The 15,909-nt window shown below is 65.1% G+C and carries 12 protein-coding genes; 8 read left to right on the forward strand and 4 right to left on the reverse strand.

All coding sequences use genetic code 11. The features are described from left to right. Nucleotides 1-91: 91 nt before the first annotated feature. Nucleotides 92-2,521, forward strand: a complete 2,430-nt coding sequence (locus ACN6KF_RS25350; protein WP_434959516.1) for a hypothetical protein — start codon at nucleotides 92-94, stop codon at nucleotides 2,519-2,521. A gap of 56 nt (nucleotides 2,522-2,577) precedes the next feature. Here ACN6KF_RS25350 and ACN6KF_RS25355 read toward each other — a convergent pair whose 3' ends face one another. Further along, nucleotides 2,578-3,090, reverse strand: coding sequence for a redoxin domain-containing protein (locus ACN6KF_RS25355; protein WP_434959517.1), 513 nt, complete (start codon nucleotides 3,088-3,090; stop codon nucleotides 2,578-2,580). Between the two features lie 439 nt (nucleotides 3,091-3,529). Here ACN6KF_RS25355 and ACN6KF_RS25360 point away from each other — a divergent pair, with 439 nt between their 5' ends. Next, nucleotides 3,530-4,951: a TIGR04222 domain-containing membrane protein gene (locus tag ACN6KF_RS25360; RefSeq protein ID WP_434959518.1), complete on the forward strand. Its 1,422-nt coding sequence runs from the start codon at nucleotides 3,530-3,532 to the stop codon at nucleotides 4,949-4,951. Nucleotides 4,952-5,017: 66 nt separating this feature from the next. Here the strand turns inward: ACN6KF_RS25360 and ACN6KF_RS25365 are convergent, their stop codons facing one another. After that, the gene (locus ACN6KF_RS25365) at nucleotides 5,018-6,580 is read right to left on the reverse strand and encodes a trimethylamine methyltransferase family protein (protein WP_434959519.1); all 1,563 of its coding nucleotides are present in this window, start codon (nucleotides 6,578-6,580) and stop codon (nucleotides 5,018-5,020) included. Nucleotides 6,581-6,838: 258 nt separating this feature from the next. Between ACN6KF_RS25365 and ACN6KF_RS25370 the strand changes: the two genes are divergently transcribed. The 5 genes from ACN6KF_RS25370 to ACN6KF_RS25390 all read left to right on the forward strand — a co-directional run bounded on the left by ACN6KF_RS25370 (nucleotide 6,839) and on the right by ACN6KF_RS25390 (nucleotide 10,551). Further along, complete coding sequence (locus ACN6KF_RS25370) at nucleotides 6,839-7,378, forward strand: HdeD family acid-resistance protein (protein ID WP_434959520.1); 540 nt, start codon at nucleotides 6,839-6,841, stop codon at nucleotides 7,376-7,378. Between the two features lie 22 nt (nucleotides 7,379-7,400). Next, the gene (locus ACN6KF_RS25375; RefSeq protein ID WP_434959521.1) at nucleotides 7,401-8,024 is read left to right on the forward strand and encodes an alpha/beta hydrolase; all 624 of its coding nucleotides are present in this window, start codon (nucleotides 7,401-7,403) and stop codon (nucleotides 8,022-8,024) included. 100 nt (nucleotides 8,025-8,124) lie between these two features. Beyond that, nucleotides 8,125-8,595: a carboxymuconolactone decarboxylase family protein gene (locus ACN6KF_RS25380; RefSeq protein WP_434959522.1), complete on the forward strand. Its 471-nt coding sequence runs from the start codon at nucleotides 8,125-8,127 to the stop codon at nucleotides 8,593-8,595. 127 nt (nucleotides 8,596-8,722) lie between these two features. Next, the gene (locus ACN6KF_RS25385) at nucleotides 8,723-9,199 is read left to right on the forward strand and encodes a hypothetical protein (RefSeq protein WP_434959523.1); all 477 of its coding nucleotides are present in this window, start codon (nucleotides 8,723-8,725) and stop codon (nucleotides 9,197-9,199) included. 119 nt (nucleotides 9,200-9,318) lie between these two features. Next, nucleotides 9,319-10,551, forward strand: a complete 1,233-nt coding sequence (locus tag ACN6KF_RS25390) for an MFS transporter (protein WP_434959524.1) — start codon at nucleotides 9,319-9,321, stop codon at nucleotides 10,549-10,551. Nucleotides 10,552-10,738: 187 nt separating this feature from the next. Here ACN6KF_RS25390 and ACN6KF_RS25395 read toward each other — a convergent pair whose 3' ends face one another. Together ACN6KF_RS25395 and ACN6KF_RS25400 are read right to left on the reverse strand one after the other, a co-directional pair. Then, complete coding sequence (locus tag ACN6KF_RS25395; RefSeq protein WP_434959525.1) at nucleotides 10,739-12,313, reverse strand: acetolactate synthase large subunit; 1,575 nt, start codon at nucleotides 12,311-12,313, stop codon at nucleotides 10,739-10,741. Between the two features lie 98 nt (nucleotides 12,314-12,411). Then, on the reverse strand, nucleotides 12,412-12,729 hold the full coding sequence (locus ACN6KF_RS25400) for an SH3 domain-containing protein (protein ID WP_434959526.1): 318 nt from the start codon (nucleotides 12,727-12,729) through the stop codon (nucleotides 12,412-12,414). A gap of 477 nt (nucleotides 12,730-13,206) precedes the next feature. Between ACN6KF_RS25400 and ACN6KF_RS25405 the strand changes: the two genes are divergently transcribed. Continuing rightward, nucleotides 13,207-15,768 carry a GcvT family protein gene (locus tag ACN6KF_RS25405; RefSeq protein WP_434959527.1) on the forward strand — a complete coding sequence of 854 codons (2,562 nt, stop codon included), beginning with the start codon at nucleotides 13,207-13,209 and terminating at the stop codon, nucleotides 15,766-15,768. Nucleotides 15,769-15,909: the final 141 nt, after the last annotated feature.

Raw genomic sequence — 15,909 nt, forward strand, 5'->3', positions numbered from 1 at the left:
ATACGGCTTGCTGCCCCCTGAACCAGGGTCACGCTCCTGTTTCCTTTCGCCGCCAGGATGACGTAACGTCTTGCAGTTGCGGAGGGGTGGCATGCGGTCCGGGTGGCGGGTTGGCGTCTGGTTGGTTCTGGGCTTGACCTTCGTGGCGTCGCCGGCCGTCGCTGCACCCTGTCCAGGGGGCCTGGCCGCCTGTGCGGCGACGAGCAAGACCGCGCTGGGCCTGCCCTATCAGACGGCGCTCACCATCCTCCAGGACATGGACGAAAAGGATCGGCAGGCTCGAATCGAGCGCCTGGGCAAGGTTCTCGAGGCCAATCCCGCGGATGACCTTGCCAGGCTCGAACTGATCGTGCTGGGCGGCGATGACCGCAAGCAGGCGGCCATCGCCGCCTCCCTGGCCGATCTCCTCGCCAAGGCCGGGAAGGCGGGCGATCCGATGGTCGCGGCCCTGGCACGCCTGCTCAGCATTCCCACCATCGATGCCGAGGGGGAGGAGGCCGACGCCAGGATCACGGCACTCGTCGAGGCGGCGCTCGCCGACATCCATAGCCTGCGCAGCGGTGGCACGCGTGGTGGACAGGCCGGACTGACGGTGGATGACGCCGACCTGCTGGCAGGCCTGATCGCCCGCCGGGCGGTCTTCGATCTCGACGAGGCGATCGAGGACTACGATCGTGATGTCGGCAAGGCCCAGGCCGCCATGTTGCGGGCGGCGATTGAAGCCTTTTCCGCCCGACTCGAGCGGGCTCCGCGTGATCCGGCTCGCTTCCCGCTCCTGGTCGAGGCACTGCGCGACAATTACTATGACAAGGGCCGGTATGACCGCCTCGTCGAGATCTGCCGCCGCTGGACCATCGTCGCGCCCGCCGATCCGAAGGCGCGCAGGTCCCTGGTGAGCGCCTTGACGACCCGGGCCGACGAACGCAACCTCACCGACAAGACAGCCTTGGCCCTCGCCGACGCTGGGGCTCTCGCCGCCCTGGCCGAGCCGGCGCCGGGTTCGCCGCGCCCCGATGCCATTCAGGTCCAGGCTCTCGTCGCCAGCTACCGGGTCAGGGCGACGGCGCAGGGCAAGACCGAGCCGGTCCGCGCCGCCGTCACTCTCGTCGAGGGACTGGCGCGGCTGCGTTCGAGGACGCAGGGCGAACCGGCCCTGGGCAGTGGCGACGAACTCATCCTGGCTGGCGTGACGCTGGCGGGCGAGCGCATCGACAAACAGGAGGTGGCCGCGGCCGAAGCCATCGAGACGAAGCTGCTCGCCGTTCTTGCCGAGCCCGAGCGCCGGGCACAGTTGCGCGACATGATCGCCGCCCGCTACCAGGCGAAGGGGGAGATCGAGGCAGCGATGCGGCGCTATCGTCAATCCCTGGCCGAACTGGCGGACGCGCCGTTCGATGGGGAGCGGAGTTGGCGCTTTTTCGCGACGGCGCGAAACCTGTTCGACCTCGGCCGGCGGGATGCCCGCAGCTTCGATGTCGACGCCCATGCGCGCCTGTTGATCGGCTATGCCGACGAGGCTCGCTTGCGGGCGCTCGACGGGCTGGATGAGAAGGAGAGGGCACGCCTGCGCCTGCAGATCGCCGATGCACTGCATGCAACGGCCAAGCGTCTGGAGGAGGCTGGCATCGAGGCGCCGCGCATCGGTCTGTTGGAGCGCGAGGTCACCCTGCGCGAGCCGTTGGTGCGCGATCCCGCCGAGCGGGCCGGCCGGCTGGACGATCTCGCACGAGCCCATCGCGACCTTTCCGACGCCTTCGATACGGCCAACCGGGAAAAGGAAGCACTCGACCAGGCCCGCAAGCGCGTGGAGATCCGGCGCGAGTTGAAGGACAAGAAACCGTCGGGCTTCGATGAACTCGACGACTATGTCTGGGCTCTGCGCGACCTCGGCGACGAGCAGCGCCATGTCGGTGACGACAAGGGCGCGCAGGCCAGCTACCAGGAAGGGGCTGAGGTTGGAGCGACGCTGCTCGAACGCTTCCCCGATAAGGGCGGCTCCTATGAGGCGATGTCGGCGATCCAGGTGGCGATGGGCCATGCGGCGCGCTCCACCATGATGAAGCTGATCCATTACAAGCGAGCGGAGGCGACCAATCTCGCCCATCTCGACAAGCTCGGCGAAAAGAGGTTCGACCAGGATTTCCTGGCAGTATCGAGCATCAATATCGGCGACACCTATCTGGAGGCCGGCAAATACCAGGCGGCGCTGACCCATCTTGGCAAGGCGCTCGAAGCGAGCGACAGGAGCCTCGCCGACGACCCTGAGAACAACAGCCTCCTGAGCCGGCGTGCCCGCATCTTCGACAAGGTCGCCAGGGCCGAACAGGGCTTGGGCCGTACCGAACCTGCCATTGCCACGCGCCGCCGCCAGATCGAGCTTTTGGAGAAGCTGGCACACCTGCGCGGGGCCACGGTCGAACACCAGGCCGACGCCTATGAAGCGCTGATCGGCCTTCTCTCCGAGAGCGGCGATCATGCCGACGAGATCACCGAGATCCGGCGCAAGGTGGCTGCTCTGTGAGGAAGGCGCAGGCTTGATCGCGACGAAGCAATCCACAGGGCCTCAGAACGGCAAGGCTAACCATTGATGGCTTCGATCTTGCCGAGGAGCTCGGCCACCAGCGCGTTGTCGAGACCCTCATCCGTCTGCCAGACGACCTCGCAACGCTGGCCGATCAGGAAGGTCTGAGGGATCGAACGCAAGGACAGCATGGTGATGAGCTCGCGCTTGTTGTCGATGCCGACGAGGCCGTAGGGATTTCCTGCCTTCTCCAGATAGTGCAGCACCGCCTCGTTTCGATCCTGGACGGCGACGCCGGCAATGCGGATGCCCTTGCGGTGGAGGTCGACGAGATAGCGGTGCTCCTCCCGACAGGCCTCGCACCAGGAGGCCCAGAAATTCAGGACGGTGACCTGGTCCTGCAGAGCTTCGAGCGTAGGGGCGGGGATATCGGCCAGGCCGGACAGGGGCTCTACGTGGAAGGAGCCGAGCACGGTGCCGCTCGAATCTGGCGCAGCCGCTTCCTGGGCACGGGCGGATGTCACCAGGCTGGCGGCGATACTCGCCAGGAATGCCCTGCGGCCAATCATGACGATTCTCCCATGCGGTGCTTTGCTCAGGCTCTTTGTTTCCCGGCGTTCCTGCGCTTCACGGTGACGTCGTCAAATCGCAAGAGGCTTGGGCCACCATAGGTTGGGCAGTGACTTTGGCAACTGACCGGAGGCGATTGCGAACAGGCTTGGACTATCCGCAGGGCAACAAGTTCCGACACAGCAATTCTTAATGAGAGTGTTGAGGAACAGCCGAAGCGCGTCTTGCGGTGTGCCGGTCTTCAGACCGGCATGGAATCACTGCGTTGGGAGGATGGAAATGCCGGCCTGAGACCGGAAGATCAGTCCATTCTGCTTCATTTTGAATTGCATTTCGGCGAGCGGGATAGCTATGCCCGCGCCCTATGATATAATGACTGTGACGTCCCCAGAACCGCTGCGGTGCTTCTTGTCGGATGCCGGTGAAGCCAGAACGACCTTGAAGTCCCCCGAAGCCGGGGACCAGATGGCTTTCACCGTGCTGCGGGCACGGCTCGAGGCTTATGCGCTCGACAAGCCCGACGATGCCATCCCCTTCACGACAAGGCTGGCGGCCGAGTGCGGCTGGAGCCATGACAAGGCCCGCCGCGTCGCTTTCGAATATAAGCGCTTCGTTGCCATCGCCCTTTCCAACGGACAGGGCGCCTGTCCCTCGCGGGCGGTGGATGAAGCCTGGCACCTGCATCTGATCGATACCAGGCGCTATTGGGGGGAGTTCTGCCGCGACGTGCTGCAGCGCGATTTCCATCACGAGCCGGGCCGCGGCGGTATCGCGGAGGATCTGCACTTCGACCGTCTCTACCGGCAGACGCTCGCCGATTACCGCCGTTTCTTCGGCGAGGAGCCGCCGGCCGAGATCTGGCCGGAACCGGATGCGGCGGGTCCCATGGATTCGGCACGGTCGGGCCGGCAGGCCTTGCTGCCGCGACTGCGAGGGCTCCTGAAGCGCGCCGTCAAGCCCCTGGCTTTCCTGGCCCTTCTTCTGGCGGTGCCGGGCTGTGCCGCCATCTACAACTCTTCGAGCCACGGTGCCCTGCAGGGGCCGGGCTTCCTGACGCTTTATGTCGTGCTCCTGGCAGGTGCCATCCTGCTCAGCCGCGCCCTGCAGGACGCATTGAAAGGCTCTTCTCCTCCGGCAACCTCCAGCAGGGTACTCGAACTCTATCACCTCGCCTTTCTTGCCGGCGGTACCAGACGGGTCTTCGAAACTGCGATGACCCGCCTCTATGTCGACGGCACCGTCGCTATTCAGTCGGGAGATGCCGTATTGTTGCGCCCGGTTTCGCCGCAAGCGCCGGCGTTGGAGCGGCTGATCGGCGAGCGGTTGGCCGACGGCCCATGGCGTGTCGAGTCCGTTGCCATCGAGCGCGAGGCCGAACCGATCCGGCGGGATCTGATCGCTGCCGGCTTCGTCCCCGGCCAGGCGGAATTGGCTAGGGCGAGGCAGCTTCCTTATCTGGTGATTGGGCCGCTGTTTCTGCTCGGCCTGACCCGACTTTGGCACGGTATAGCCGTCGGGCGTCCCATCGGCTTCCTCTTGTGTTGCCTCGTCGTGACGGCGATGCTGGCCGTCAACACGGCAAAGCGCAAGCCGATGAGGACTTGGGCCGGCCGGCGTGCGCTGAAGGAGGCCGAACGAGCCCACCGGACACGCGGCAAACCGGCAGCCGACAGCCCTGCCTTAACAGATTGGGTTGCCCTTCATGGCGATGCCGGCTTGGCAGGCCTCGGCTTGACGTCGTTTTCCCTCTATCTTGCCAGCCCTTCCACCATAGCTTTCGAGGTCAGCGCGGATACCGGCGGCAGCAGTGACGGCGGCTCCTGCGGTGGTGGTTGCGGTGGTGGAGGCTGCGGCGGGTAGGAGGCGAAGTCGGATCGGTGATCTCTCATCCCTCTCCCGGCCGGGAGAGGGATGAGAGAGGCACCCTCAGTAATTCGCGTCGGGAACGGCAGCCTTCTTGCGCTCGATGAAGTCGCGCAGGGCCTCGTCGATGCCGGGGTCGATGGCGGGAGCCTCGTAGTCGGCCAGCGTCTTCTTCCAGATCTTGTTGGCGCGCTGGGCAGCATCCTGCTTGCCCTCCGCTTCCCACTGTTCCACCGAATTGTTGTCGGAGATGGTGGAGCGGTAGAAGGCGGTCTCGAAATTGGCCTGGGTGTGGGCGCAGCCGAGGAAGTGGCCACCCGGCTCGACCTGGTGGAAGGCATCCATGGCCTGGCCGTTCTCGGACATGTCGACGCCCTTGGCCAGCACGTGCATGGCGCCGAGCTGGTCGAAATCCATCACGAACTTCTCATAGGAGGCCGAGAGCCCGCCTTCCAGCCATCCGGCCGAATGCAGCATGAAGTTCACGCCGCCGAACATGGCCGGCAGCAGCGTATTGGCGCTTTCATAGGCGGCCTGGGCGTCCGGGACCTTGGAGGCGCAGAGCGAGCCGCCGGAGCGGAAGGGCAGCTTCATGCGGCGGGCGAGCTGGCCGGCACCATAAATGGCGAGGGCGGCTTCCGGCGTGCCGAAGGTCGGCGCGCCCGACTGCATCGAGAGCGTGGAGACGAAGGTGCCGAAGATGGCCGGCGCGCCGGGGCGTACCAATTGCAGGAAGGAGACGCCGGCCAGGACCTCGGCCAGCACCTGGGTGAGGGTGCCAGCCACCGTCACCGGGCTCATGGCTCCGGAGAGGATGAAGGGCGTGATGATGCAGGCCTGGTTGTTCTGGGCGTAGACGTCGGCCGCGCCGAGCATGGTGTTGTCCCATACCATCGGCGAATTGGCGTTGATCAGGCTGGTGCACACCGTGTTCTGCTGGATGAAATCCTCACCGAACAGGATCTTGGCCATGTCGACCGTGTCCTGGGCACGCTCGGGTGCGGTGACCGAGCCCATGAACGGCTTGTCGCTGAGGCGCATATGCGCATAGATCATCTCGAGATGGCGCTTGTTCACTGGCAGGTCGACCGGCTCGCACACCGTGCCGCCCGAATGGTGCACATAGGGATTGGCATAGGCCAGCTTCACGAAATTGCGGAAGTCCTCGATGGTGCCGTAGCGCCGGCCCTTGTCGAGGTCATGCACGAAGGGGGAGCCGTAATTGGGTGCGAACACCGTGTTGTTGCCGCCGATGACGACATTGCGTTCCGAATTGCGCGCATGCTGGGTGTATTGCGAGGGCGCCGTCTGGATCAGCTTGCGGGCAAGGCCGCGCGGAAAGCGCACCCGCTCACCCTTGATGTCGCAGCCGGCTGCCTTGAGCAGTTCGAGCGCGCGCGGATATTCGCGGAACTCGATGCCGACTTCCTCCAGCAGCGTCTCGGCATTGTGCTCGATGATCTGCATCGCCTCTTCGGAGAGCACCTCCGTGAGGGGGATATTGCGGGTGATATAGGGCACCGAGACGCCGCCGCGCTGCACGCGGGCGGCCCGGCGGGCGTCGCGCCCGCGGCGCGAGGCGGACGGAGCTTCGGTATGCGTGGCGTTGTCGGCTGCGTCCGTCATGGTGTTCTCCCGAGAATTCTGGACCTGAGACTTGAATAGGGGAATGCGTCGCCCGCCTGCGGCTCAAGCACGCCGCCGAATTGCCGGAAAGCGACGTGTGCGGCGGAGGCAGGATATTGGAGGCGGTTGCTGGTGAACCGGCAAAGGCTCGAGGCGGGGTGAAGGGCCGCTGAAACCATATTGTCGTCGAAAGCTCGAATCCTGCGGCGGCAATGCTATGTTGTCCATTGTTCTTCAACGGCAAAGGGGGAGACGACGATGGAAGTTCTGCAGCGGTCCTGGCCCTGGTTCGTCATTCTCGGCCTGATCGCGGTGATCGGCGGTATCCTGGCACTGATCCATCCAGGCTTCGCCTCGCTGGTGGTGGTGGTGTGGGCAGCGTGGGCCTTCATCGTGCTGGGCGTCGGGCAATTGGTGCATGCCACCGTGATCCGGGCCTGGGGTGGCTTCCTGATGACGGCGCTCATGGGTATTCTCGCACTGCTGCTCGGGGCTTCCCTGTTGCTCAATCCCCTGGCCGGCGTGGTCTCCCTCACGGCCCTGCTGGGGGCGATGTTCCTGATCTACGGGCTTGCCAAAGTGATCATCGCCTTCAACATCCGCTCCTCCGCCAATTGGACCTGGCTTTTGCTGTCTGGCCTGATTTCGATTCTGCTGGCGGTTCTGATCTTCTCGGACTTCCAGCAGTCGGCCTCCTCGCTGCTCGGCATTCTTCTCGGCGTCGAACTTCTGTTCTACGGCTTCGCCTCGGTGATGACGGGCATGGCGCTGCGGAGCAGGGTGGGCGGAAGCCGCTGAGATTGCCGGGTGGAATGCTGCAATGGAGGCGACGCCGGACAGTCTGGTCATCCTTCTGCATGGCGTCGCCGCCTTCGGCTACGATCTCGACCCGCTGGCGGCCGTGCTGCGGCGCTCGTTGCCCAAGACGGCGGTGATCGCCCCGGACGCGCCTTTTGCCTATGAGCAGGGACCGGGCCGGCAATGGTACAGCCTGGAGGGCGTCACGCCGGAAAACCGGCTGGCGCGCATCATGGCAGCGCGGGCGGCCTTCGATGAACTGATCGACGCCCTCGTTGTCGCCCATGGCCTGGGGAACCGGCTGGAGTGCGTCGCCCTGGTCGGCTTCTCGCAGGGCGCAACCCTGGCTTTCGACGCCCTGGCCCGCGGCCGCTGGCCCGTGGGGGCCATGGTGCTGCTCTCCGGCCGCTTCGTGGCTCCCGAGCCGTTCACGCCAGCCCGGGTCACGCCGGTGCTGCTGGTGCATGGCAGCGCCGACGGCGCTGTGCCATCCGAGGAAACCCGGCGGGCGCGGTCCATGCTGCAAGAGGCCGGCATGACGGTGGAAAGCCATATATTGCGGGGCGTCGGCCACACCATCTCGCCGACGGGCGTGAAACTCACCCGCCGCTTCCTGCGGGAAAGGTTAGGCGAGGCCACTGTGTGAAGGCTGCCGGAACCGGCGTCGGTGACAGAAAAGCCCACCGGAATGTCACAAAGTCGAATCCCAGATCGTCATGACCTCGGTACCAACAAGGAGACCGACCATGACCGCCAAGCTGAACCCCCTTGCCGCTGCCCCCACCCTGATGAAGGAGTGGCAGCGCGTTTCGTTCGTCATCGCCGCCAATATCGATCCGGGTCTGTGCGAGCTCGTGGAGATCCGTGCCTCCCAGATCAATGGCTGCGCCAACTGCCTCAACATGCACACGGTGTTCGCCCGCGAAAACGGCGAAACCGAGCAGCGCATCTATTTGCTGCCGGCCTGGCGCGAGGCGCCCTGCTACACCGATCGCGAGCGGGCCGCGCTCGGCTGGACCGAGGCCTTGACGCGGCTTTCCGAGGGGCATGCGCATGAAGTGGCCTATGAGGCCCTGAAGGCGCATTTCAGCGAGGAGGAGCGGGTCAAACTCACCCTCCTGATCAACGTCATCAATGGCTGGAACCGAATCGCCGTCGGTTTCGGCGGCTGGGTCGATCCGGCGGTGGTGAAATCCGCCAAGGCGGCCGCCGCCTAGATGCGCAGGCAAACAGACGGACGTGGCGAGAGTTTCGGCTCGCTGCGTCCGAAACCAGGATCGACATCCGCAGCATTTTTGCCGAAAACTGGCGCCCACTTTTCGGTACGGTGCTCAAGGACTGGCGATGCAGGCGGCGAATCCCACGGTGAAAGCGTCTATCCGGCTAGGTGCCTTCCTGCATTCGGCAAAGCTGCAATATCCCAGCCTGAGCCGCCGGCGACTGCTCTTGTCGATAACCGCCCCGTTGGCGATCGTCGGAGCATGCTGGGCTCAATCCGTCTGCGCCGATCAACCGCCCCAGAGAACCATGATCTGCCGCGAGGGCGACAATGCCATGGAGCTCGTGCTTGATGGCAAAGGCGGCGCAAAACTGAAAGGAACCACAGGCACCACCCTTCTGCTGTTTCCGGATCTGCGCGAGGAGGATTGGACGGTCAAGGTCGTGCAGGAGCACCGTGGATACGGGTTGCGAGTCGCCAATTCTCGCGGTGCGCTGCTTTCGATTCCCTTCATCGCAGCGAAGACGATCGGGCAGATGACGTGGAACCATCCCGAAAATTCGAAGGTGGATCTGCTCTGCGATATCAACGTCATACGGTGATCGGCTTGTTACCGGCGAGGCCGGAAGGGCGCGCCTGGTTTGGCTAGGTTTCGTCCGCGGGATCTTGCCCCCAACCCGCTGTCTTTCTACAAGGAGGCCTCCTTTTTTCGGTTCCCGGTATGCCAGATCTTTCTTTTTCGCGCGCAGGCGCCTTCCGTCACGGCGGTTTTGCGCGGTATTGGCTGGCGCGTTTCCTCGGTAGTTTCTCCGCCCAGATCATGAGCGTTTCGGTCGGCTGGCAGGTTTACGACCTCACGCGCGATCCCTTTGATCTTGGCATTGTCGGGTTGGTGCAGTTCCTGCCGGCCTTCCTCCTGGTGCTGGTCACGGGTGCGGTGGCGGATCGTTTCAACCGCGTGCGCATCATGACGATCTGCCTCGCCGGCGAAGCGCTCTGCGCCCTTGCGCTGATGCTGTTCGGGCTATGGGGCAGCCAGACGGCGCTGCCGATCTTCGTCACGCTGGTGGTATTCGGCACGCTCAGGGCCTTTTTCGGCCCGGCGCAGCAGTCGCTGATGCCCAATCTGGTGCCGGAGGAGGACCTCGCCAGCGCTATCGCCTGGAGCACCTCGTCCTGGCAGATCGCCACGGTGATCGGTCCGGTTGCCGGCGGCCTGCTCTACGGCGTCTCGGCCAATGCCGCCTATGGCACGGCCCTGGTGCTGCTCGGCTTCGCCGCCTTGCTGACTTTCACCATCGCGCCGCCGCCGCAAGTGAAGGCGGCCAAGGAAAAGCCGAGTTTCGAGACGCTGGTCGCCGGCTTTCGCTATATCTGGGGCGAGAAGATCGTGCTCGGCGCCATCTCTCTCGATCTCTTCGCCATGCTCCTCGGCGGCGCCACGGCGCTGCTGCCGGTCTATGCCCGCGACATCCTCGATGTCGGTCCCTGGGGGCTCGGCATGCTCAGGGCAGCGCCCGGCGTCGGCGCCATCGTGGTGGCGGCGATCCTGTTGCGCCACCCGATCAGGGATCATGCCGGCGTGATCATGTTCGTTTGTGTGGCGCTGGTCGGTGCCTCCATTGCTCTATTCGGCGCCTCGACGGCAGTCTGGCTTTCCATCCTGGCGTTCGCGCTTTTCGGTGGGCTCGACATGGTCAGCGTCTATGTGCGCGAGACCCTGATCCAGCTTTGGACACCCGATGCGGTGCGCGGCCGGGTGAACGCGGTCAACCAGGTCTTCGTCGGTGCCTCCAACGAACTTGGCGAGTTCCGTGCCGGCATCTCGGCGGGGCTGATCGGTGCCGTGCCCGCCGTGATCTTCGGGGGTGTCGCCACGATCGCAGTAGCCGGCCTGTGGTGGTACTGGTTCCCCGAACTGCGCAAGGTAAGGCACCTGAGCGGGCGGGTGTAGCGGGTAAGACCGTGTGCCGATCTTCTCAGCTCCATCAAGTCATGGAGCGAGATCGGCATCTTCTTGCCGGAGCGCGTTGTTTCCAAGAATGCCGATCTGGAGATCGGCACACCAAATTCCGCGTTCAGCTCCGCAAGACGAACGTCTGCCGGGCTTCTTCGCTGCTCTTTCTTTCGATGAGAACCGCTCAGAGCACCGCCTCGATGAGCCTCGGCCCGCGCTGTCCCATCGCGGCCTTGAAGGCGTCGGCGAGGGCGGCATGGCTCTCCGCCCGCACCGCCTCCACGCCCATGCCCTCGGCGAGCTTCACCCAATCGAGATCGGGATTGCCGATATCGAACATGGATTGCCCCCTGGGGCCGATGCTGCCGAGGCCCACGCCCGCGACCTCGTCCATCAGCACCTTGTAGGCCCGGTTGGCATAGATGACCGTGGTGACGTCGAGCCGCTCACGCGCCTGCGTCCATAGCGATTGCAGCGTGTACATGGCGCTGCCGTCCGCCTGCAGCGACACCACCTTGCGGCCGGGGCAGGCGATAGCGGCGCCGGTGGCGACAGGCAGGCCGTCGCCGATCGCCCCGCCCGAGAGCTGGAGGCTGTCATGCGGCGCCGCCGTTTCGTTGAGCGGGTAGAAGGGAAAGCCCGAAGAGATCGTCTCGTCGGAAATGATGGCGTTCTCGGGCAGGAAATGCCCGGCGATGCGCATGATGCCCTCCGCGGTGATGCGGCCATCCGCAGGCAGGGCAGGCGGGGCGTGCGCGGAGGCTTTGCCGGGCGCAGTCGCGCCGATCGCCTCGGCTAGGGCTTCGAGGGCGCCGGTGCCGTCCTCATGCGGAAAGGCGAGCACGAGAGGCCGGCAGCCGGACGGCGTCAGCTCGCTCGGCTGTCCCGGATAGGCGAAGAAGGCGATCGGTGCCTGTGAGCCGACCAGGATGAGGGTCTGCGTGCCCTTGAGGAAATCGAGGGCGGGACCGGGGCGGTAGGGCAGCCTTTCCACCTTGATGCGCCCCGCGCCGCGTTCGACCCGCGGCACGAAGGTGTCGCAGATCAGCCGGGCCCCGGTCTTGGCCGCGATGCGGCCCGCTGCCGCCAGCCCGCGGCCGCGCAGGGCCTCGCCGCGTAAGAGGAAGGCAACCGGACCGCCCGCGTCGAGCGCCGCCACCGATTGCGCCACGGCGGTGTCCGAAACGGGTGCGGGGCCGAGGACAGGGAGCGGCGCGGCCGGCCTGTCGGCAACGAGCCAGGCGGTATCGGCCGGCAGGATCAGGCTGGCGATCTGGCCGGGCGCGGTGCGGGCCGCCTGCACGGCGCGGGCGGCATCGGCGGCGACGCTGCGGGCGTTGGGGGAGGAATGCACCCAATGCGAGACCGGGCGGGCGAAGGCGGCGACATCGGAGGTCAGCGGCGCATCGAAACGCTGATGCGCGGAGGCATGGTCGCCGATGATGTTGACCATCGGCACCGGCACCTTGCGGGCATTGTGGAGATTGGCGAGGCCATTGGCCAGGCCCGGGCCGAGATGCAGCAGCGTCGCCGCCGGCTTGCAGGTCATGCGGGCATAGCCATCCGCCGCGCCGGTGACCACGCCCTCGAACAGGCCGAGCACCGGCCGCATGCCCTCGATGCGGTCGAGCGCGCCGACGAAATGCATTTCCGAAGTGCCGGGATTGGCAAAGCAGACCTCGACGCCGCTATCGACCAGCGTGCGCACCAGGCTTTCGGCGCCGTTCATGGTATCGGAGACGGGGAGGGGCTCATGCATGGTGGGCGTCCGTAGGCTGAAAGAAGGCTGGAACGTTCACCCTTAGGCGCAAACGCCCCGTCATCTCAAGCATAACGGCACGGCGCCGCGCTTGGGGCTCACCCGCAATCCTTGGCGATCAGCGGCGAGAAGGCCCAGCCATGGATGCCCTTGCTGAAGCCATCCTCCTCAAGGCGCGAATCGCCGCGCCACCAGGTGACCTCGACCCATTTGCCTGTGCGCCCCTGGCCATATTGCACTTCGTCCTCGGGCTTCATACGGGCGATCAGGCGGTGCTGCGGGCCGGGACCGGCGCGCAGGGCGACAAAACCATCCGGTGTCTTGCGCAGATGGCATAGCTCCATGGCGGAGCCTGCGGCGGGCCAGAGACAAGCGAAGCAGACGGCGAGCAAGGGAGGACGAAGGGAGCGGTTCATGGCAGGGCCCGGTGCGTGGATGCCCGACCAAGCCACAGGCAACGGGATACCGCCGTGACAGTGCGCACAGGGCGTTCTCTCCTTCTCCCCCCTGTGGTAGAAGGTGGCGCGAAGCGCCGGATGAGGGGGCTCGCGACCTGACTTTTCTGATGCTCACTCGCAAGCACGACCTGAACAAGTTGCGAGACCCCTCATCCGCCTGCCGGCGCCTTCTCCCGCAGGGGGAGAAGGGAATAGTTCAGCTGGCGATCAACCTCGGCGACAGGATTCTCGTCGGCGTCGTTTTCTGGCCATGTCCCGGCCCATATGCGACATCGTTCCAGCGCGTCTTCTATAGAGCTAATCGGCAACGGGATGGCATCGGCGCTGCATCCTGCGGTTGTGGTCGCGTGGCCTTGGGAGAAGGTCGCACTGAGGCAGCAACCGCGGCGGCTGAGGCGCTAGGGTTTCCCGCAACGCATCCGGAGTCGCAGGCAAATGGCAGTGTTTCCAAAAAAGGCGAAGGTCGTCATCGTCGGATTGGGCGGGATCGTCGGCGCATCGATCGCCCATCATTTGATCGAGCGGGGCTGGGACGACATCGTCGGCATCGACAAGTCGGGCATCCCGACCGATATCGGCTCCACCGCCCATGCCTCCGATTTCTGCTATGCCACCAGCCACGATTTCCTGTCCTGCTGGACCACGCTCTATTCCATCGATTTCTACGAGAAGATGGGTCACTACGCCCGCGTCGGCGGCATCGAGGTGGCCCGCGTGGGCGACGATGCCCGCATGGACGAGATCAAGCGCAAGGTTGCCTCCGGCAAAGCCTTCGGCACCCGTGCCCGCCTGATCGAGCCGGCCGAGATCAAGGAGAAGTTCCCGCTGATCGAGGAGCATCTTGTGCAGGGCGGCCTGTGGGATCCCGATGCCGGCCTTGTCATCCCACGCTCGCAGACGGTGGCGGGCAAGCTCGTCGACCAGGGCGAGGCCGCCGGCAAGCTCCAGGTCTTCGCCAACACGGCGGCTCAGTCGCTCATCATCGAGAACGGCCGCATCAAGGGCGTGGTCACCAGCCGCGGCACTATCGAGGCCGATCATGTCGTTGTTTGTGCCGGCCTGTGGGGCCGCCTGATCGCCGAGATGGCCGGCGAGGACCTGCCGGTGATGCCGGTCGATCATCCGCTTACCTTCTTCGGGCCCTATAACGAGTTCGCCGGCACCGGCAAGGAGATCGGCTGGCCGCTGATGCGCGACCAGGGCAACTCCGCCTATATGCGCGACACCGGCGATCCGACGACCGCCGAAGGCGGCCAGATCGAGTGGGGCTATTACGAGGAGACCAATCCGCGCCTGTGCCATCCGCGTGACCTTCTCGAAAAGCACGAGGCGCGCCTGTCGCCCTCGCAGCGCGACCTCGACATGGAGCAGATCATCGGCCCACTCGAACGCGCCATGGAGCTGACGCCGATTCTCGGCGAGCTGGGTTACAATGAGGGCCATTCCTTCAATGGCCTTCTGCAGGTCACCACCGATGGCGGCCCCTCCATGGGCGAAAGCCAGAAGGTGCGGGGCCTGTGGTATGCGGTCGCTATCTGGGTCAAGGATGGCCCCGGCATGGGCAAGCTCATCGCCGACTGGATGACCGACGGGCGTACGCCGATCGACCACAACAAGATCGACTATGCTCGCTTCTCCCCGCACATGCTGGAGGAAGGCTTCATCGAGGGGCGTTGCGGCGAGGCGGCCCGCAAGATCTATAACCCTGCCGTGCATCCGCGCGAGCCCTATGACACCGGCCGCAATATCAGGCGCTCGCCCTTCTATGAGCGCGAGAAGGAGCTCGGCGGCTACTTCATGGAGCTCGGCGGCTGGGAACGCGCCCATGGCTACGCCGCCAACGAGCATTTGCTCGAGAAATACGGAAACCGCGTGCCGGTGCGCGCGAACGAATGGGACAACCGCCATTTCTGGCGCGTCTCCAATGCCGAACAGCTCGCCATGAGCGAGGATTGCGGCATCATCAACCTCTCGCATTTCGCCATGATCGATGTCGAGGGGCCTGACCATGTCGCGCTGATGGAATGGGTCTGCGCCGCCAAGATCGGCGGCGAAGCGAATATCGGCAAGGGCATCTACACCCATTTCCTCGACGAAAACGGCATGGTGCGCGCCGACCTCACCGTGTTCCGCATGGCGGACCGCTGCCGCGTGGTCGACGGCGCCGATGCCGGCCCGCGCGATCTCAACTATCTGCGCCGCGTTGCCCAGGACAAGGGCTTCGACGTGACCGTCACCGATACTTCGGAGAAATACGTCACCATCGGCATCTGGGGCCCGAATGCCCGCGTCAATCTGAAGAAGGTAGTGGAAGACCCGACCGGGCTCGATCCGGAGAACTTCGCCTTTGCCGCCATCAAGCAGATCCACATCGGGGGCAAGGACGTCTCCGCCTTCCGCATCTCCTATGTCGGCGAGCAGGGCTGGGAACTGCACATGCGCTACGAGGACGGCCTTGCCGTCTGGGACGCGTTGCGCACCACCGGGGTGATGGCGGTCGGCGTGGAGACCTATGCCAATTCCCGCCGCATGGAAAAGAGCCTGCGCTTGCAGAATGCCGAGCTCAACACCGAGTACAACCTGATCGAAACCGATCTCCAGCGCCCCAAGGTCAAGGAGGCCGATTTCTGCGGCAAGGCCAGGCATTTGGAGCACCGCGCCCGCGCCCACCAGCCGGCCATGCTGTGTACGCTGGTGATCACGGACAATGTCGATGCCAAGGGCGTCGCTCGCTACCCCGTCGGCATCCTGCCGGTGATGGACCCTGAGACCGGCGAGACGCTGGTCGACGAACTCGGTCGCCGGTCCTACACCTATTCGATCGCCTATGGCCCGACCATCGGCAAGAACATCGCGCTCGCCTATCTGCCGCATGCCTATGCGCAGGAGGGTCGCAAGTTCCAGGTCGAGTATTTCGGCGAGACCTATCCGGTCGAGGTGGCCGGCGTCGGCTATAAGCCGCTCTACGACCCCGCAAACGCCAAGCCGCGAAGCTGAGGGGAAACCTGACCCTCCTCATCCTGGGAAGGTCATCTCCACTCCGAGTTCTCCACGTCACAATTGCCCCTTCTTGTTGACGTTTGGGGCCGGCACGCGGAAGTAAGGGATCTCAATCCCCAGCCCTCTCCCGGTGTGGGA

Source organism: Labrys methylaminiphilus subsp. lupini (assembly GCF_051161885.1).
In the GTDB taxonomy this organism is placed as follows: domain Bacteria; phylum Pseudomonadota; class Alphaproteobacteria; order Rhizobiales; family Labraceae; genus Labrys.